This window comes from Zestosphaera sp. (assembly GCA_038727705.1).
Taxonomy (GTDB): domain Archaea; phylum Thermoproteota; class Thermoprotei_A; order Sulfolobales; family NBVN01; genus Zestomicrobium.
The window spans coordinates 469,775-488,503 of the sequence record JAVYVJ010000002.1; the positions used below are offsets into that span (position 1 = coordinate 469,775).

The 18,729-nt window shown below is 55.5% G+C and carries 20 protein-coding genes; 13 read left to right on the forward strand and 7 right to left on the reverse strand.

Annotated elements, in window-relative coordinates:
• Positions 1-72: 72 nt before the first annotated feature.
• On the forward strand, positions 73-1,281 hold the full coding sequence (locus tag QW772_06645) for an MFS transporter (GenBank protein MEM0038584.1): 1,209 nt from the start codon (positions 73-75) through the stop codon (positions 1,279-1,281).
• Here the strand turns inward: QW772_06645 and QW772_06650 are convergent.
• Genes QW772_06650 through QW772_06660 form a run of 3 tightly spaced genes read right to left on the reverse strand, consistent with a single transcriptional unit; the run spans position 1,235 to position 2,346 of the window.
• The gene (locus QW772_06650) at positions 1,235-1,531 is read right to left on the reverse strand and encodes a hypothetical protein (protein MEM0038585.1); all 297 of its coding nucleotides are present in this window, start codon (positions 1,529-1,531) and stop codon (positions 1,235-1,237) included. The genes QW772_06645 and QW772_06650 overlap by 47 nt on opposite strands.
• On the reverse strand, positions 1,515-1,964 hold the full coding sequence (locus QW772_06655) for a hypothetical protein (protein MEM0038586.1): 450 nt from the start codon (positions 1,962-1,964) through the stop codon (positions 1,515-1,517). The genes QW772_06650 and QW772_06655 overlap by 17 nt, the downstream gene beginning before the upstream one ends.
• A 34-nt stretch (positions 1,965-1,998) precedes the next feature.
• Complete coding sequence (locus QW772_06660; GenBank protein MEM0038587.1) at positions 1,999-2,346, reverse strand: hypothetical protein; 348 nt, start codon at positions 2,344-2,346, stop codon at positions 1,999-2,001.
• Between the two features lie 88 nt (positions 2,347-2,434).
• On the opposite strand from QW772_06660, the gene QW772_06665 reads away from it, so the two are divergent.
• From QW772_06665 to QW772_06680, 4 genes are read left to right on the forward strand one after another with little or no spacing between them, the layout of a single operon-like run.
• The gene (locus QW772_06665) at positions 2,435-3,466 is read left to right on the forward strand and encodes an ABC transporter ATP-binding protein (GenBank protein MEM0038588.1); all 1,032 of its coding nucleotides are present in this window, start codon (positions 2,435-2,437) and stop codon (positions 3,464-3,466) included.
• Positions 3,466-4,230, forward strand: coding sequence for an ABC transporter permease (locus QW772_06670; GenBank protein MEM0038589.1), 765 nt, complete (start codon positions 3,466-3,468; stop codon positions 4,228-4,230). The genes QW772_06665 and QW772_06670 overlap by 1 nt, the downstream gene beginning before the upstream one ends.
• Positions 4,223-4,912, forward strand: coding sequence for a hypothetical protein (locus QW772_06675; protein MEM0038590.1), 690 nt, complete (start codon positions 4,223-4,225; stop codon positions 4,910-4,912). The genes QW772_06670 and QW772_06675 overlap by 8 nt, the downstream gene beginning before the upstream one ends.
• 58 nt (positions 4,913-4,970) lie before the next feature.
• Positions 4,971-6,125 (forward strand): iron-containing alcohol dehydrogenase, encoded by a 1,155-nt coding sequence (locus tag QW772_06680; GenBank protein ID MEM0038591.1) that lies wholly within the window; start codon positions 4,971-4,973, stop codon positions 6,123-6,125.
• 122 nt (positions 6,126-6,247) lie between these two features.
• Here QW772_06680 and QW772_06685 read toward each other — a convergent pair whose 3' ends face one another.
• From QW772_06685 to QW772_06695, 3 genes are read right to left on the reverse strand one after another with little or no spacing between them, the layout of a single operon-like run.
• Entirely contained in the window at positions 6,248-6,982 is a 735-nt protein-coding gene (locus tag QW772_06685; protein MEM0038592.1) for an ABC transporter ATP-binding protein, read from the reverse strand.
• Positions 6,963-8,003: an iron ABC transporter permease gene (locus QW772_06690; GenBank protein ID MEM0038593.1), complete on the reverse strand. Its 1,041-nt coding sequence runs from the start codon at positions 8,001-8,003 to the stop codon at positions 6,963-6,965. The genes QW772_06685 and QW772_06690 overlap by 20 nt, the downstream gene beginning before the upstream one ends.
• Positions 8,004-8,014: 11 nt before the next feature.
• Entirely contained in the window at positions 8,015-9,238 is a 1,224-nt protein-coding gene (locus QW772_06695) for an ABC transporter substrate-binding protein (protein MEM0038594.1), read from the reverse strand.
• Positions 9,239-9,546: 308 nt separating this feature from the next.
• Between QW772_06695 and QW772_06700 the strand changes: the two genes are divergently transcribed.
• The 3 genes from QW772_06700 (at position 9,547) to QW772_06710 (ending at position 11,510) form a co-directional block, all read left to right on the forward strand.
• Positions 9,547-9,723: a hypothetical protein gene (locus QW772_06700; GenBank protein ID MEM0038595.1), complete on the forward strand. Its 177-nt coding sequence runs from the start codon at positions 9,547-9,549 to the stop codon at positions 9,721-9,723.
• A gap of 19 nt (positions 9,724-9,742) precedes the next feature.
• The gene (locus tag QW772_06705) at positions 9,743-10,339 is read left to right on the forward strand and encodes a thymidine kinase (GenBank protein ID MEM0038596.1); all 597 of its coding nucleotides are present in this window, start codon (positions 9,743-9,745) and stop codon (positions 10,337-10,339) included.
• Between the two features lie 67 nt (positions 10,340-10,406).
• On the forward strand, positions 10,407-11,510 hold the full coding sequence (locus QW772_06710; protein MEM0038597.1) for an NAD(P)/FAD-dependent oxidoreductase: 1,104 nt from the start codon (positions 10,407-10,409) through the stop codon (positions 11,508-11,510).
• Positions 11,511-11,533: 23 nt separating this feature from the next.
• Here the strand turns inward: QW772_06710 and QW772_06715 are convergent, their stop codons facing one another.
• Positions 11,534-13,123, reverse strand: coding sequence for a D-aminoacylase (locus QW772_06715; GenBank protein MEM0038598.1), 1,590 nt, complete (start codon positions 13,121-13,123; stop codon positions 11,534-11,536).
• A 190-nt stretch (positions 13,124-13,313) separates the two neighbouring features.
• On the opposite strand from QW772_06715, the gene QW772_06720 reads away from it, so the two are divergent.
• The 5 genes from QW772_06720 to QW772_06740 form a co-directional block, all read left to right on the forward strand.
• Positions 13,314-14,963, forward strand: a complete 1,650-nt coding sequence (locus tag QW772_06720) for an ABC transporter substrate-binding protein (GenBank protein ID MEM0038599.1) — start codon at positions 13,314-13,316, stop codon at positions 14,961-14,963.
• Between the two features lie 9 nt (positions 14,964-14,972).
• Positions 14,973-15,917, forward strand: a complete 945-nt coding sequence (locus tag QW772_06725) for an ABC transporter permease (GenBank protein ID MEM0038600.1) — start codon at positions 14,973-14,975, stop codon at positions 15,915-15,917.
• The gene (locus tag QW772_06730; GenBank protein MEM0038601.1) at positions 15,914-16,795 is read left to right on the forward strand and encodes an ABC transporter permease; all 882 of its coding nucleotides are present in this window, start codon (positions 15,914-15,916) and stop codon (positions 16,793-16,795) included. Before QW772_06725 ends, QW772_06730 begins: the two co-directional genes overlap by 4 nt.
• 5 nt (positions 16,796-16,800) lie before the next feature.
• The gene (locus tag QW772_06735) at positions 16,801-17,775 is read left to right on the forward strand and encodes an ABC transporter ATP-binding protein (GenBank protein MEM0038602.1); all 975 of its coding nucleotides are present in this window, start codon (positions 16,801-16,803) and stop codon (positions 17,773-17,775) included.
• Positions 17,775-18,729: ATP-binding cassette domain-containing protein (locus tag QW772_06740; GenBank protein MEM0038603.1), on the forward strand; the 955-nt coding region annotated here is incomplete at its 3' end. The genes QW772_06735 and QW772_06740, both read left to right, overlap by 1 nt.

The following is an 18,729-nucleotide window of genomic DNA, read 5'->3' on the forward strand; positions in this document are numbered from 1 at the left end:
AGACGGTTACGGGACACACCCCCGCCGAGGTGTTGCGTTATAAGTGCACAGGAAGTTCGGTGGAAGCTGGGTGTGGGCGAGTTTAGGGAGGTGCTTAAAGGCAACGTCGGCGTGATGGCCCTCTCATGGTTCCTCTTCAGCCTAAGCGGGGCTCTCGTGCAACCCTTCTTCACACTGTACGCTAAGAACCTTGGCGCTGACGACCTCTCTATAGCGATGATTAAGTCGGCAGGCCTTCTGGCGCTCTCTGTAGCTCTAATCCCGGGCGGGATCCTCACAGACTACGTCGGCAGAGTTAAGATGATAGTGGTTGGCACTGCCGGCATAACCATCGTTCAATTCCTCTATGCGCTCGCCAACAACTGGAGCACCCTCGCCGTGGTGTGGATTCTTGACGAAGTACTCCACTTCTACCAGCCGGCACTCTCAGCCATAGTGATGGACTCGCTACCTAAGGACAGAACTCTGAAGGGCTTCATAGCGCTTCAGGCGTTCCCCAACCTCCCCTGGCTCTTCATGCCGCTCGTGGGCGGTTATCTCTACGACAAATACGGGTTGATGGGAATCAGGGTTGGGTTCGTTCTCTCCGGGGTCCTGAGCGGTATGGTGACTTTCTTAAGACTTAAGGGCTTCAAGGAGACCTACAGCTATAGACAAGTCAATGCAGGTCTAAGCGAATTACCCCGCGTCCTAGCCAATAACAAATCTAAGGTTCGCAGGGCCTTCATGGTATACACCTACTCAGCACTCCTGCTCCCGGTAGCGACCGGGGTGTCAAACACTTACAGCTCGATCTACGTGGTAAACCTGCTGGGCTTGAGCAAAACGGATCTGGGCAGCGCCACCAGCATCGCCATCGCCTTCAGCATAGCTGTCTCGCTGACCCTAGCCCCGTCCAAGCAACTTGAAAGCAAGCTACTCAAGCTCGGGGTAGCTGGCACGCTGTTCTTAGCGCTGTCGCAGGCGGTCTTAGGTATTGCAGGCCTCATCAAGACACAGCCCTTCCCTGCAGTAGTACTCGCATTCACCCTCAGCCAAGTGGGAACCACTCTAGCAAACCCCGTCGTCTCAACCCTCCTAACAAGGACGTTGCCAATCGAAATGAGGGGTACCATGACGGGCGTGCAGAGGACTTTGGAAACGTTCGGAGGATCTCTAGGCGCATTCGTTGCTGGAGCGCTCTACCTAATCCTAGGCCCTCAGAACTCCCTCCTGCTGAGCTTCCTGCTAGGGCTCATTGCCACGTATTACCTCCTAATGGTCGTGAGGGAGCTGACCTGAAGTCGCTGAGTAACCTGAAGATCTCCGCGAGGCTCAGATTCCGGGCGATGTACGCACTGTACTCCTCACGTATAGAGCGCTTCAGGTCGTTCGGCAGGTCGCTGAACAGTAAAGCGAGTCTGAGGCCTGCCAGCGACCAGAACCTACACACCGCAACGTAGAGTAGTGCGTGAATTAACAGATCACATAGGGCGAGCACTACTAGGAAACCGTAGTGAAGAGTCGTGAGGAAGTTAGCAACCCTGTTCATTACGTTCCTCCAACCCCCCTTTCTTAAGATATACCCTAGTCACGTTCCCCGACTTCCTAAGCATGACGATGCCCCTCGCCTCCAAAACCCTCAACCTCTCCGCAATCACCCTACGTGAGGCGGTACCCCTCACCCTCCTAACCCTCCTGGTCAACTCGGATATGCTCACCCCGTCGCCTGAGGATATGAGTACCTCCACCACAGCCCTCATTACAGGATCGACCTCCGGCACCCCCCGCAGCATTGAAACTAGGTCCCTAGCCATTTTGACGGCTTTCTGCACGGGCATTGAGAACGTTAGAACCAACTCCAGCGCCACTGAGTGGGTTGGGTCGTCGCTCATGCTGGTGAGCAACTCCTCAAGCCTCTCAAGCCTCCTGATTACATGCTCAAGCAAACTCTCAACTCTCTTCAGGGGGTCGTCGGAACTCATTACCAACCCTGCGTGCTAGAAGTCTGTGTTGAGCCTACTCCTCTTCCTCCTTCTCTACTATGTACTCTTCCCCCTTCCTCCTAGCAACGGTCCTGGACCTCTCACTCATCAGGTCCTTCAGGAAGGATAAACTCGGCAACGATTTAAGCCTCTCGTCAAGGAACTTCTCAGTCCACTCCTTAGCCGTCTGCGGATCCAGACCGTTCTCCACCAACGACTTGTAGAAGGTGCTCACCTCCCTAGCCAGTTTCTCACCACTCACGCTTTCTATCATGGTCTTAAGTAGCTCGCCCAAGGGTTCTTTTATGTCCTTAAGGAATTCGGAGACGGCCTTCAGGACCTCCCGCAATTCCTCCGCGTCGTGGCTTTCCTCCCTACTCATTCTACACACCCCATAAAACACTTACGTTGATCAACATAATAACCTTAACAAGCATCGAGTGATCGACCGGTGGTCAACGGCGTTTAAAATGAGTTCCTCAGAAATATATCCTCGGGCGGGATGGTTGAGGGCTGTGGAGGTCAGGGGCCTGGTTAAGGTGTACGGCCAGGGCTTCAGAGCCCTGAACGGGGTTAGCTTGGACGTCGAAGAAGGGTCCGTACACGCTCTACTAGGCCCTAACGGGGCGGGTAAGACGACCCTAATAAGGGTAGTGACGACGCAGTTGAGGCCGAACGAGGGGTCCGTCACAGTCTTCGGGCACGACGTAGTGAGGGACTCACAGAAGGTTAGGGAGATGATAGGTTACGTGCCTCAGGAGATGTCCCTCTGGAGTGATTTGAGCGGCTATGAGAACATGCTGCTTTATGCGAAGATCTACGCGATACCTAAGGAAGTTCGGGGCAGGAAGATCGAGGAGTTGCTGGACTTCATGGACTTGAGGGAGGCGGCCAACAGGCTTGTGAGAACCTACTCCGGGGGGATGGTCAGGAGGCTTGAGATCGCCATAGCCCTAATGATTAGGCCTAAGTTACTGGTCCTGGACGAGCCCACCATAGGTCTGGACCCAGGGGCTCGTAGTCTGGTCTGGGACAGGATAAGTGGGTTTAAGAGGGAGAACGGCGTCACAATCTTCTTCGCCACGCACTACATGGATGAGGCCGATAAGTACGCGGACTACATAACGCTACTTAATCAGGGGAGGGTAGTAGCCCACGGATCGCCGAGCGAGTTAAAGAACCTGGTTGAGGGTGATAAGGTAAGCATAACCTTCAGAGGTCCGGCGGGGAAGCTTGCAGACGCCCTCTCGGGGCTTCCCGGAGTAACGGTCACCGCCTCAAGCGACGATCACGCGGAACTCCTCACCAGCAACACCGCCATGGCGTTGCCCCTCATACTTGAGAGGCTGTACAGGGGCGGGTTCAAGGTTACTGAGGTGAAGATTCATGAGGCGACGCTTGATGAAGTCTTCATAAAGCTGACGGGCAGGAGGATCTCCGACGAGTTCGGCAGGATTAAAGAGGTGGTGGGCATGAGGAGGATGATCAGGAGGGGCGGGTGATGAGCGCGTTAACTAGGCTCAACACGCTCTTAGCCATGGCCGAGATGGAGCTGAGGAGGCTCAGGCACGATCCATTCGAGATAGTTACGCGGGCCATACAGCCAATACTCTGGGTAGGGGTCTTCGGCGCGGTCATGGCTAGGGTGAGGGCCTTCCCAAGCGTTAGCGACTACGTGACGTTCATAACGCCGGGCGTGATCCTGCAGTCCTCAACCTTCATAGCTCTAGCGTACGGCATAGCGCTGGTGTTTGAGAGGGAGTCGGGCGTGCTTAAGAAGCTCCTTGCCTCACCGCTGCCAAGAAGCTACGTAGTGGTCGGCAGGGCCTTAGCGGGAGGGATCAGGGCCTCAACACAATACGTTATAGTGCTGGTGTCGGCCGTGCTGGTCGGCGCTAAGGTCGTCGGCAACCCGATAAACCTCATCGCAGGGTATTTAATACTGGTCTTAGCCTGCATGGGATTTACAGGGGTCTCCATACTAATAGCATCCCTGCTCAAGACCCGTGAGAGGTTCATGGGCATAATAGGCGCCATAACGATGCCTTTATTCTTCGCCAGCAACGCCCTCTACCCGATAGAGATAATGCCTGATCCCATCAAATACGTCTCCCTGGTCAACCCGCTCACATACACGGTCTCGGCGTTGCGGAAGTTGCTGGTGGGTAACTCATACGAGCTGACGCAGGAGCTCCTAGTTCTCACAGCCTTCACTGCAGCAACTCTAGGGATGTCCATCAGGTATTTGAGGAGGATTGTTGAGTGAGTTCTTTAGCCCCCGTAGCGATCCTTACTTGAGGGGCGTTGGTTTGAGTGTGGTCAACCTCGAGCGGGAAGCGACTGCAGGGCTTGTCAGAGCCTCCAAGTACATGCTGCTCTCAAGCATAATAACGAGCGCCTCCATACTGTGGATCCTCGCCTACCTCCTGACCCGCCTGGCCAACATACTCACATCACAGGACATGCTCGAGGAAATCCAGCGGACTGCACTCTACCTGACCCTCAACCCGCAGGTGCAGGCGGCCATGCTCTGCATGGCTGCCGGGTTTCTCGTGAGCCTCTACGCAACCTTCGCTGAGTTCGTGCCGGCCCTCAGAGACTTAGGGGTCAGTGCTGGAGGGCTCTCCACGGCCGCTGGCCTGATCTCCGCAGGACTCATCCTCACGGTAGTGTTTTTCGCCGTCCCTATGGTGCTGCTACCCATACTCTATGGGGCTGGATCCTACCCATATCTAGGCGTCGTGATATCGGCCCTCCCCCTAGGGGGCATAGTCACCTACCTGATTAGCTACGTAGGCTTCCTGCTGGCCTTCGTAAGGCTCGGCGACCTGACAGGCAGGACCGGCTTCACCGTGGCTGGAGTTCTGGTACTGGTCTCACTCTTCATACAGCCTTTAGCACCCATCGCCTGGTTGATAGCGCTCACGACAGCGCGTAGGCTGCTTTAGGAAGCCCGCCGCTCCAAATATATTTGGAGTCCGTGATAAACTATCTTGGTGATCTCAGGTGGAGTTCACACACTACCTCCCCACCAAGATAGTGTTTGGGAGAGGCACTATCGAGAGGTTGGGGGATGAGGTCAGAAAGTTAGGCGGTTCTAAAGCGTTGGTCGTGACTACCGGCAACCTGCTTGACGTCACGGGCTATTCCAACATAATTGGAGGCGCTCTGAATTGCGCGGGCGTTGAGTACATAGTGTTCAACGAGGTCGAGGAGAACCCCAGCATCGAGACATGTGAGAAGGGCGCGGGGATCTCCAGGAGGGAGGGTGTAGACGTTATCATATCGTTCGGCGGCGGCAGCGCCATAGACGCAGGCAAAGCTATATCCGTCCTCACGTCCTTAGGAGGTGATGCTAGGGACTACCTGTTCCCGAAGGTTGTTGAGGCACCCACCATGCCGGTGATAGCGATACCAACCACGTGCGGCACTGGGGCGGAGGTTACGAGATATGCGGTTCTGACGGACTTGAGCTTTAGGAGGAAGGTAGTGATGTCCGGCCCTTCAGTACTACCTAGAGTGGCTGTGGTGGACCCTCAGGTGCTTAGGAACCTGCCTAGGAGATTGCTGGCGTGGACCTCGCTGGACGCACTATCACACGCCCTAGAGGCCTACATATCTAAGGCATCGACACCAATATCCGACGGCGTGGCGCTGGAGTCGATAGACTACATACTCAAGAACCTGCTGAGGGGGTACGAGGGCGATGAGAACGCTAAAGAGAAGCTTCACGTAGCAGCCACGCTGGGGGGCATCGCCATTAACGCGGCCGGCACCACCTTAATTCACGCCATAGGGTATTACCTCACAACACATCACAACGTCCAGCATGGACTGGCTAACGCGCTGGTGATGCCCTACGTTCTAGAACACAATCTCAGGTACGTGGATGAGGATAAGGTAAGCATGTTGTTACGGGTTGTCGGGGTTTCGTCCATCGAGGATCTCATCGGGAAGCTCTCCACGCTAATGGACGAGGTCGAAATACCGGACAGCATAGCTGATGTAGGGTTTAAGGAGGAGGAGCTAGAGCTAATAGCTACGGACGCACTGGACTACAAGAGGAACATAAATGTCAACCCAGCACCAGTTAATAAGGACCTCGTTAAGGGGTTGGTCAGGAAGGCATTGCAGGGCAGATCCAAGTTCATCAGGCAGTGAGGGGCTGCTAATCCCGCACACTAATCGCCAGGCACGCAGGCTTGTTTTTGCGTTTTTAGTGTTCTGGGTGTTTGCCGGGGGCCTCGGGCCCCTAGGGCCGCGGCAACCCGTAGGGGCTCAAGCTACTGAAGAGGTTTTTTAGGCAGCAAATCCACGAACCCGTTTCCCGTGATTACCTCGAACTCAACGCCGTATACGTCATCCAGGATCTTAGTCTTGAGGAGGTCGGCGGTGGAGCCTGTGAAGACCGCCTCACCATTGTTGAGGACCAGAACATGGTCAACGTGGTTTAGGAGGGGGCTCAGCTGGTTAGACGCTATCAGGACAACTCTGCCCTCCCTACCCAGCACCTTTAAATGCTCTAGCAATGTGAGCTGGAATCTAATGTCTATGTGTGAAAGCGGCTCGTCCAGGGCTATCGCTCTCGAGTCCCTTGAGAGGCCCCTGGCAAGTAGGGCCCTGCTTAACTCACCACTGCTGACTAGACCCACCCTCCTAGCCAGGAGCGGGCCTAACTTGAGGAGGCTTACGTAGTGATTGAGTAATCCCCTGTCAACCATGTAGTCGCTTAGGATTAAGTCCCCTACCGTGACGTCCGGCAACGCGTCAATGACGGGGGGTACGTAAGTGACTAGCCGAGCTACTTCAGCCCGACTCAGTGAAGCAATGTCCCTGCCGAAGAGCTTAACGACCCCCTGGAAGCTGATCAGCCCTGAGATTGCTTTAAGGAGGGTTGTCTTGCCCGCTCCGTTAGGGCCTATGACGGCGGTCACGCCGCTGCTTATTGCGAGATTAAGGTTGCGAAGGATCTGAAGGCCTCCGATAAGGACGCTCAGGTCACGAACCTCCAGTTCCATACCTCCTCAACTCAATTATGGCTAGCGCTAGGATGGGGGCTCCGATCATGGACGCCACGACATTGACCGGTATCTCGACCGGCGCCGCAAGGGTCTTGCCGATTAAGTCCGACGTGACTAAGGTCAGAGCACCCAGGGTGAGGGAGACTGGAATCGCGTAAGCCACCTCACTAGTCCTGAGAAACCGTCTAGTTATGTGGGGTGCTGCCAGCCCTATGAACCCTATAACACCGAACCACGCGACAGTCACTGACGTGAGTAAGGAGGCTAAGAGCGTCAGGGCTCTACGTAAGCTTGCAGGGTCACGCCCCGACTGCCTAACGAAATCGTCGCTTATTTGAAGGTTGTCCAGCGATGATCGAGTGAAGTACGTGTAGACCAGTACGGCGGTCAACGCAGCAATCAGGTACACTAAAACCTCTGCGGACGGACTCACGAGGGATCCCATACTCCACGCAATAAGCTTATGTATGTCTTGAAACACCAAGTACTGAGGTAGGAGGGACGCCGAGTAGAAGAAAGTCCCCACCGCAACCCCCGCCAGGAGAACTGAGGTCGGGCTCATACCGGCCTTAGAAGCTATGAATGTGGTCATCGTGTAAGCCAGCATACCCCCTGAAAATGCTGCAAGGGTTCTAAAGGCCATCATTAGCGGGTGGGCGGCGTGCTGGGTGAGCATAAACGAAATGACCACCGCAAAGAGCGCGCCTGAAGAAACGCCGAGGATGTAGGGGTCTGCGAGAGGGTTCTTGGTGGCCACCTGCATTAAGTGTCCTGAGAGGGCCAGCGATGCCCCCGCAACCACGGCTGTCAAGGCCCTGAGCAACCTGTATCCCTCAATACCTAGGTTGTGCGTCACCAGTTGCGTGAGCCCGCAAGCCAGCACCTCGAGGGGGTTCTGAACCCTGTAGCCGAGGCTCAGGTGTGTGAGGAAAGCAGAGAGCAACGCCAACAGCACGGAGGTAAGGGCGTAGAAGAACCTCCTCCGCCGCCCCATGACGAAAAGCTCTACCGTGTTCATGCCAGCTCACATCAGCTACCAGTTAGGCCATCCTTAAGGAGCCCCCACCCAGCTATGACGTCATCACCGACGAATACGGGGACTTGAGTTATGTTGAAGGCCCCGGGGTATAGGATCCTGGCCAAGATCTTGACAGCTAAAGCCAACCTAGGGCCTGGACGCGATAAAACGTCCTCCGCAACCCCCCCGACAACGTAGACCCTCCCATCCCTGACGGCCCTCACGCTTTCCCAGCCAGGTCTCGAAGCAATTCTCGACACTAAGTCTTGATAGCTTCCGAAAGCCCCGTAGTTGTAGCTTATAATGATGACCGAGGGGTTCAAGCTAATCACAGACTCAGGGCTAGCCGTAAACCATGTCATCGACGTGTTGGCGAAGACATTAACCCCGCCAGCATACTCCACAATACTGCTCTGGAAGGCGTTGCCGCCTAAAGTCCAGTAGTCGGGGAACACCTCCCAATACACGCTTAACCTGCCCGCACCTGTCCTATTCAGGTACTCGCACACGGCCATGTACGTGGCGACCATCTCGCTCATCGAGCTGTCGACGAGCTTCAGGGCCTCGTCAACCCTGTTCACCACAAACCCAAGAGCCAGTACGGCATTGTAGACGTCGCTTACATCATCGACTCGGACCACATAGACGGTGAAGCCTAAGTCCGAAAGGGTTTTAATGTACTTCTCGAGCTGCGTGGAGTACGCTATGAAGATCACGTCAGGCCTTAAGCTAGCCACCAACTCCACGTTCAGACTGAAGGCATCGCCCACCACCTTGACGGACCCGTTGCCGATTAAATCACTGAGCACCGGGGGGTAATTTGAAAACCTGTCAACACCGACAACCCTGTTGCCGACGCCGAGAGCGAAAAGCACCTCAGTCAACGCAGGACCTACGGAAATCAGCCTCACCGGCTCGTACTTAATGACGACTGTCCTTCCGACACTATCGGTGACCATGAACGGGTATTTGACCCCTTTCAACCTCCCGCTCAACTCCTCATACTTGACACTCAACCCCCCAACAAGATCCCTCAGGGTCTTAAACTCAGCGCTAAGCAGACTAACACCACTCCGAAGCTCTGAAACATCCGCCTGCACACTGCTTAACACGTCGGCTTGGCGTGAGAGAAGCCCCCTAACTTCACTCATCAAAGAGTAACTGTACGCAACGGATATAACGCTGAGCAACACGGCCACCGCAAGAAGCGCAACGTAAGCCTTAGGCACTTCCATATTGGATACCCTATCCAATAAATTCAACTAAGTTTTTAAGCTTTTCCAAGAGCTCAACATTCAATGAGGTTCGTATCGATCGACACGCCCCTCATCTTGTGGCGCCTCTGACCAACTCCCTCAGCCCCCTACCCAGGCGTCCGCATGCAGCAAGCACCGCTTAAACTTAAGACAGGTTCAGGAGGACTTCCCCACAACGTTGAACCCGTGGGGGAAGACTCAGCTGCGGGCCTGGGTCGTCCTGAGTAGGTGGGGTCGATGACACGTGCCCCAATGAAACAGGACCCTGAGGCCCGTGAAGCCGAAGGGTGAAGCGGTGGGCGTCGGGGGAGTGTGATAGGCCGGGTCTGGAGTGCATGATGCCTGCCGGACTGAAGGTCGCTAGCGGGGGGCTTGAACATGTGAGGAAATCGATAGAGGGGTTAGGTCTGAAGACGGGTGTAGGGGGCGCGGCTAGTCAATGCTTAATTTACAGCAAGACTTAGAGTATTGGGTAGTGATTTAATGTCGTGCGGTCTCTACGTGATAACAGGCCCTATGTTTGCAGGCAAGACTACCGAGCTCCTCAGGATCCTAAATAAGTACAGGATAGCCGGGTATAGGGCGTTGCTAGTCAAGCCCAGCATTGACAGAAGGTACTCAGATAGGGAGGTAGTCAGCCACGACGGCATAAGAATGGAGGCCCTGGCGGTGGAGCCCTCCCTAAGCGGTTTGATGGGGATTTCCGAGGTTCTCCACCACAACGACGTGGTGGGTTTCGATGAGTTCCAGTTCTTCGAATATAGTAGGGGGTTAGTGGACTTCATCCTGAGGTTAAGTGTCGAGAGGCTGGTTTACGTGGCGTCGCTCAACCTGGACTTCAGGGGTGAGCCATGGGAGGTCGTTAAGGAGCTCCTGCCATACGCGGACGAGGTCCAAACACTCTACGCTGTATGCACGTACGTAGATTCTGAGACGGGAAGGAAGTGCGGCAGACCCGCGAGCAGGACGCAGAGGCTAATCGACGGCAGGCCTGCACCCTACGACAGTCCGAGGATATTGGTGGGTGGTAAGGAGAGTTATGAGGCCAGGTGCAGGAGGCATCACTTCATAGTTAAGTAGTGATGTCGGTGTTGCCTGCTGCGGGGTAGCACTAGCCTCGGGTGAGGTCGCCTTAAGCGAGGTACTGGTGGTTGGAGCCGGACCCGGCGGACTGCTGTCCTCATACGCCCTCCTCAGGAAGGGCTTCAGGACTGAAGTTCATGAAGAACACGATAGAGTAGGTCTTCCGAGACACTGTAGCGGGCTTGTCAGTGAGTATGTCGTCAGGACGCTGGGCTCTCTCGCCAAACCCCACGTTCTGAGTAAATTCAACGAATACAGGGTGAGGACGCTCGAGGACGGGCTCATCCACGACGCTTCGACGTTAAGGTTCAGGGAGCCCGTATACTTGGTGGACAGAGTTGAGTTCGAGGCCTCGCTGAGCGAGGTCGTTGAGAGTTGCGGCGGCAGGCTGGTCCTCAGATCCCGCATTACCGACTTGAACACGGAGCAAGCCGCCGTGAAGACTAGGCAGGGCTGGCGGAGGGGCGACCTGCTGATCATCAGCGAAGGCGCTGCGAGGAGTCTGGTCAGCGAGGCCGGACTGTGCGTCGGGGGGAAATCGTTGGTAGGACCTCAGGCCTTAGTCAGGTTAGGCAGGGCCCCCGAGACCGTTGAAGTGATGGTCTCCCCAATCTTTGGTTCAGAAGGCTTTGGGTGGGTGATCCCCGTTGACGACAGGCGGGCGATAGTCGGCCTGCTGACGAGCTCCAGAATGGCTGGCAACATGCTCAGGTATCTCATACGCAAGATCGCCAGACATTCGTACGAGGCAGTTGTTGAGAGGTTTTTCGGAGGGACCGTCCCCGCCGACAGGCCCTGCAAGAATCTCGTCAGCAGGAAGTACTTGGTGGTGGGGGACGCCGCATCGCTCACCAAACCAATAACTAAGGGCGGGCTGTACCCGTTGGTCGAGGAGGTGCGGGCCCTAGGCGACTCAGTAAGGAGCGATGGTCTCAACGTCGACGTATTCAACTTCAGGTACCGCGGGATCCTAAGACTCATCAACTCCCAGCACAGGATGCTGGACGTGATTTGCAGGCTGGGGGGTTACTATAAGCTGGTTAAGTCAATAACCAGGCCAGGGCTGAAGGACCTCAGACTGCTGAATTACGATAAACTACTGCCGGACCCCTCCAGCCTCCTGCCCGCGTATACCCTGAAGAAACTTCTAGGTTTGCCGGATTATTGAACAGCCTACGATGGCATCATCCCTCAAGCCCTCCTTCTTAAGAGCCTTCCAGGCCTCGCTCGCGTTAGCTCCCCGTCCCTAATCACTAACCCCCCGTTGATTATCAAGTACTCGACGCCTGAGGAGTGCGTGCAGGGATCCTCGTACGTAGCCCTATCTTTTATCGTGTTGTGGCTGAATATTACTAGGTCTGCTTTGAGTCCTGGCCTGATTAAGCCCCTGTCCCACAGCCCCAGCTTCCTCGCAGGGAGTGAGGTCATCTTCCTGATGGCTTCCGCTAGACTGAGGGTCTTGGTCTCCCTCACATACTTAGCGATGACCCTTGGGAAGGTGCCGTAGCTCCTCGGGTGCGGCATGCTGTTGCCTGGCTTGTGCACAGCGCCGTCACTCCCTATTGCCACGAGGGGGTGGGCCACCGCCCTGGACACGTCGTCCTCACTCATCGTGTGAATGATCACCCTAGTGGAGCCCCCGTCACCCACCAACAGCTTAGCTATAGTCTGAACGGGGTCCGCATCCCACATCCTGGAGACCTCCTCTATACTCCTACCCAACACCTCAGGATGACTGCCTGAATACGATATCCTTATCTTATCCCAGTCAGTGTGCCCCTCTTCAGGGATGCCGTACCTGTTCAGCTCCTTCTGCAACACTTCTAGAGTGGTGGGGTTGCTTAGTCTTTGTACCATCTTACCCAGGCCTCCGTCCCTAACCCACGAAGGTAGCAACGCCTCCAACCCTGTTGAGCTGGCTGCATACGGGTAGGCATCAGCGCTGATATCGTAACCCCTCCCAGCATACTCCTCTATAATGCTTAAGACCTTCTCAACACCACCCCAAGCCGGCGTGCCGGCCGCCTTCACGTGAGAGATCTCAAGACTGACGCCGCTCCTCAAACCCACCTCCACGGCCTCAATGACTGCATCCATAAGCCCGACGCCCTCGTTCCTCATGTGTGTAGCGTAGACGCCGCCGTACGCAGCCACAGCCTTAGCCAGCTCCGCGAGCTCTGAGATCTCGGAGAACACTCCCGGCACGTAGATGAGTCCTGAAGACATGCCGAAGGCCCCATCCCTCAGAGCCTCCTCAACCAACTCCCTCATCTCGCCGAGCTGTTTTTCCGATGGCCTCACGTCCTCAGTGCCTAGCACTGCACCCCTAACAGTTCCGTGCCCCACCAGCGTAGCTACGTTCAAGCTCTTCTCAAGCCCGTCAAGTAAGTCCAGATACTCTCTGAAGGAACGCCACGGGATGCGGCCGAACTCCCTGACGAACTCCGCCTCACTGAGTTCCATGAACTCCCTGTTCCTCTCGGTCAGGGGTGCTAAGGAATAACCGCAGTTCCCAACCACCACCGTAGTGACTCCCTGCGTGACGTAGTTGTCGGCTGTAGGCAGCAAGAATAGATCGCCGTCACTGTGATTATGAATATCTACGAATCCCGGGGCGACCGCCAGGCCCTCAGCATCCACAACCTCCTCAGCAGCACGTCCTGACAGATCACCTATCTTGACGATGGTGTCCCCGATCACGCCGATGTCCTTCCTGAAAGGCGGGGCACCGGACCCGTCAACCACCACACCACCCCTGACGATCAAATCGTAATCACTCATCCGATCACGCCCTGAATTTCTTCAGGAAGCGTTAAAAAGCTTTAATTACAACAGTTCAGTGCAAGTAAAAAATACAGCGAACGCAATTTTTAACTGAATTCAATTAACAGACCTGACAAAATCCATTATGATAATATTTATTAACCCATTCCACACACAGTAGAACCGGTGACAAACTATGGTCAACCGGATGGCTGTGTCCAAAACAGTTACAGCTATGTTGGTTTTAATCGTGGCTATAGCTTTAGTAGCAACTTACATAGCCGTGTCACCCCCGGCGAGACCTACCACACCCACCACATCGCCCACCGCATCGCCGACGCCTACATCACCGACGACGCCCAAACTCAAGAGGACCTTAGTCATAGCCATACCCGAGGAACCCATGGGTCTGGATGTTCAGCAGGTCACGTGGTCTAACGAAGTACACGACCTGATATTCCAGCCGTTGGTCGTGCTGGACGCCGGGATGAACATAGTGCCTGACCTAGCCTTAAGCTGGGAGGTGTCGAACGACGGTACGGTCATCACGTTCCACATACCCGAGGACGCCAAGTTCTCGAACGGGGACCCCCTCACCGCAGAAGCTGTTAAGAAGTCCATAGAGCGGTACAGGAGCATATCCCCCTACGCCGAGGACTTCGCGCTCGTGGACGACATGGTGGTCGTGGATAATAAAACACTGAAGCTCGTTCTAAGCCGCCCAGCCCCCTACCTCTGGTCAGTGCTGGTGACGAATTACGGGGCACCTGTCAACGCCGGGGTTGCTGGGAAGGTAGGTGATGATACGTTTAACAGAGAACCTGTCGGAAGCGGTCCCTACAGGGTTAAGGAATGGGTCAGGGGATCGCACGTAGTCCTAGTTAGGAACGAGTATTACAGGACTAACATCCCGTTCGTGAGTAATAAGGGCCCCAACCCCTACGTGGATGAGGTCATCGTAAGGTTCATCCCAGAAGACCTGACGAGAATTGCCGAGCTCGAGGCGGGGAACGTGGACATCGTTAGAGGGGTTCCTCTAGATGAGGTTAAGAGGTTGAAGGAGAACCCGAACATACAGTTGTACGAGACGCTGTCACCCGGCATCCACTACGTAATGGTCAACCTTAAGAAGGAGCCGCTGAACGACGTCAGGGTCCGCGAAGCTATAATGATCGCGTTGAACAGGGGTGAGATAGCCTCAATACTCGACAACAACGTCGTCCCCTGGTATTCGTTCCTCTCACCGTCGCAGATATGCTACAACAAGTCCGTGGAGGAGCTGGCTGAGTCTAAATACCCCAACAACGTTGAGAGGGCGAAGGCCCTGCTTAAGGAGGCAGGCTGGGTTGACACCGACGGTGATGGGGTGGTGGATAAGGGCGGCGTCCCGCTGAAGCTCACGCTACTCTCGCCGACAGACGACCCGGCGCTCAAGAAGTCCGCGCCGCTGATACAGGCACAGCTGGCTAAAGTAGGTATTAAGGTGGAGATTAAGGAGTACACGTACGACTACATAAGGGAACTGACCCGCGAGTGGAGCTTCGAACTAGCTCTGAGGAGGTTCTCCTGGGCGGATCCGGACATACTGATATACTTAGTTCACAGCGTCTACGGAAACTACACGTACTCGAACCCCGAGGTCGACAGGCTGCTTGAGCTAGGTCGATCGGTTGCGGACATGAGCAAGAGGTCGGAGGTGTACGCCAGAGCGCAGGAGATCCTACTGAAGGACCTCCCGCTCATACCGCTCTTCGTGCTTAAGGAATACACCGCCGTCAGCAAGAACGTTAAGGGACTGCATGTCATACCGCCCTACGGCACCATGTTCATCAACGACGTCCGGATAGAGCAGAAGTAGGTAGCCACGATGGGTCTGCTCAGCTACGCTGCGAAGAAACTAATAGTAGGGATACCTGTCGTTTTTGGCGTTACAATAATACTTTTCTACATAATGTACACGCTGCCGGGAGATCCGATAAGATTACTGCTCGCTGGCGAGAGGGTGACTCCCGAGAGGATTGAGGAACTGCGCAGGGCGTGGGGGTTGGACCAGCCAGTCTACGTGCAGTACTTCTACTGGCTCTCACACGTGGTTAGGGGGGATTTAGGGGTCTCCATAGTTACTAAGGAGTCCGTCTCATACTTGATAGGTCAGAGGCTACCGTACACCTTATCACTGATGCTGGTCTCAACCATCCTGTCCTACACTATCGGGGTGACGGCAGGCATCGCTGCAGCGCTGAAAAGAGGCGGCATCCTAGACGGTGTTTTATCAATCGCCAGCATCGCCCTCTATTCAATACCTGGCTTCTGGTTCGGGCTTATGTTGATGCTTGCCTTCGGCTACTACCTCAGAGTCCTACCTATATCAGGCTACGAGGGGGTGCAGTCCCTAATCCTCCCGGCGTTGTCGCTGGCGTTGCCCTCCTCAGCCTCGGCGATGAGGCTTATGAGGGCTGAGATGATTGAAGTCCTTAACGAGGATTACGTGAGAACGGCGTGGGCGAAGGGACTTCCCGGCAGGAGGGTTTTGATGGTGCATGCCCTCAGGAACGCTGTGCTGCCGGTGGTCGTGATGTTCTTCCTGGACATACCTTGGCTCATAGGGGGTGCGGTGGTGATCGAAACCCTGTTCGCCCTACCAGGTATGGGGAGGTTGCTGTACGTATCCATAATAAGGCAGGACTACGCGGTTGTTCAGGGGGTAGTTCTGATTATAACGGTGCTTACGGTCGTCTTCAACACGGTTGGGGATTTAGTGGTGGCGGCGCTGGACCCGCGGATACGGGTGGAGAGGGGTGAGGGGGTGTGAGCTCCTTGATGAAGACTCTAGTAGGTAGGTTCAGCTCGATCCGCAGGAGCGAGACCCTGAAGCTCTTCCTCAAGCATGGGAGAGGCACCGCCGGCTTGGTCTTGCTGTCGATCATAGTGTTCATGGCATTGACGGCGGAGTTCATAGCGCCGACGAGGTACGACGAGGTGGATCCATCCTCAAGACTTCAGCCACCTTCATTAAACCACCTGTTCGGGACGGACCATCTTGGGAGGGACGTTTTTAGCAGAGTGGTTTACGGTGCGCGAATAGCGTTGTGGGTCGGTTTTTTGGTGGTGGTGATTGAGGCGGGGATAGGGGTCACTCTGGGGTTGATGGCCGGTTACTACGGCGGGCCGACGGATAAGCTCATATCCGCGGTTGCGGATATGATGTGGGCCTTCCCCCCTATAATACTAGCGTTGGCCATAGTCGCGATACTGGGTCCCGGCCTGACTAACGTGGTCGTGGCCGTGTCAGTGGTTAGCTGGGCCCCTTACACGCGGGTGGTTCGGGCTAAGACGCAGTCCATAGTGGGCAGGGAGTTCATAACGGCCGCCAGAGCTATAGGCGAAACTGACTTGAGTATAATGTTCAGATATGTCCTGCCGAACACCCTTATGTCGGTCATAGTGCTGGCCACCCTCACCATACCGTCGGCCATACTCTACACGACGGCGCTCAGCTTCTTAGGCTTCGGCGCTCAACCACCGACGCCTGACTGGGGGGCTATGCTTAACGAGGGCAAGGACTACATATTCAAAGCCCCGTGGAACTCCATATTTCCAGGGCTCTTCATCACACTTACGGCGCTGAGTTTCAACCTCCTGGGCGACGCGTTGAGGGACGTCCTCGACCCCAAGTTGAGGTTAGGGTGATCAGGGTGCCTAACGCCATGCTGGACATCCGGGACCTGGACGTGTGCTACGAGACCAGCAGGGGTTGCGTAAGCGCGGTGAAGGGCGTCGACCTGACAGTGTTTGAAGGCGAGTCCTTCTGCCTAGTCGGGGAGACAGGCTGCGGTAAGAGCACGTTGGCGCTGACCATACCAAGATTACTCCCCCCGAACGCCAGGATATTGAGCGGTAAGGTCCTGTTTAGAGGTGTGGATCTGCTGGGGTTAGGTGATGAGGAGCTCCAGAAGATTAGAGGTCGGGACATAGCCGTAGTTTTCCAGAATCCGATGACCTCCCTGAACCCTGTTTACAGGGTGTGGTACCAGGTGGCTGAAGTCCCGGTCACCCACTCTAAAACCCCCTGGAGTGAAGCGTTTAAAGCGGCTGTGAGGCAACTCACCAAGGTCGGGATCCCCGACCCTGAGGTGAGGTCCAGGGACTACCCCCACACATACAGCGGCGGCATGAGGCAGAGGTCCATGATAGCAATGATGACCACGTGCAACCCCAGTCTGCTGATAGCCGACGAGCCGACGACTGCCCTTGACGTCACGATACAGGCGCAGATACTTAAGCTGCTTCAAGCGCTTAAGGCGGAGTACGGCCTTACGCTACTCCTGATAACCCACAACTTCGGCATAGTGGCTGAGGTGTGCGATAGGGTGGGCGTCATGTATGCTGGAAGGCTGGTCGAGGTAGCTGACGTTAACGAGGTCTTTGAGGCGCCCCACCATCCCTACACTAAAGGTTTGATTGAGTGCGTAGTGTCTAGGAGGAAGTCTAAGGCCAGGTTGAATCAGATCCCCGGGACGCCGCCGAGCCCAATCAACCCGCCTAAAGGGTGTAGATTCCACCCGAGATGCCCGTACACCACGGACAAATGCCGGAAGGAAGAACCAACCCTAGAGGACGCCGGCAACAAACACCTAGTAGCATGCCACAACTACGGGCGGGTTAGGTGATGCGTGTGGAGCTGCTCACAGTCAGGGGGTTAAGGAAGTACTTCAAGTTCAGGAAAGGGTTGCTTTCAAAGACGCAGTATGTTCACGCAGTGGATGACGTGAGCTTCTCCTTACCTAAGGGGGTCACGTTAGGGGTGGTCGGCGAGTCGGGCTCGGGTAAAACCACGTTAGGCTTGACGGTGCTTAGGTTGCTGGAGCCCACCTCCGGGGAGGTGATCTTCGGCAACACCAACGTCACGCAACTCCCTAAAAACATGTTGAGGGAGTTCAGGAAGTTAACAGGCATCGTCTTCCAGGACCCGTACTCGTCCCTAAACCCTAGAATGAGGGTCAGGGAGATACTTGAGAGGCCCCTGAAGATACATAAGGCAGGTGACGGCGAGGAGCGCCTGAACACTGTAGTGAGGGCGTTGGAGGAGGTGGGCCTGAGTGCGGAGCATCTGACGAGGTACCCCCACGAACTCTCCGGAGGGCAGCAGCAGAGAGTGGCCATCGCTCGCGCCATAATACTTAGGCCGCAACTAGTAGTGCTTGACGAGCCCACCTCATCGCTAGACGTCTCAGTGCAGGCCCAGATCCTCAACCTACTTCTGGAGCTACAGAGCAGGCACGAACTGGCGTACATCTTCATAACGCATGACCTACTCACCGCCAAACACGTAAGCGACGCGATAATGGTGATGTATCTAGGTAAGGTGCTTGAGTATGCGGAGACGCACGACATCTTCAACCACCCAAGACATCCATACACGGCAACGCTGCTCTCCTCAATACCGTTACCGAATCCAAGGTTGAGGGGCAGGAAGAGGGTGGAGGTGGTTGGCGAGCCGCCGAGCCCAATCAACCCGCCTAAAGGGTGTAGATTCCACCCGAGATGCCCGTACACCACGGACAAATGCCGGAAGGAAGAACCAACCCTAGAGGACGCCGGCAACAAACACCTAGTAGCATGCC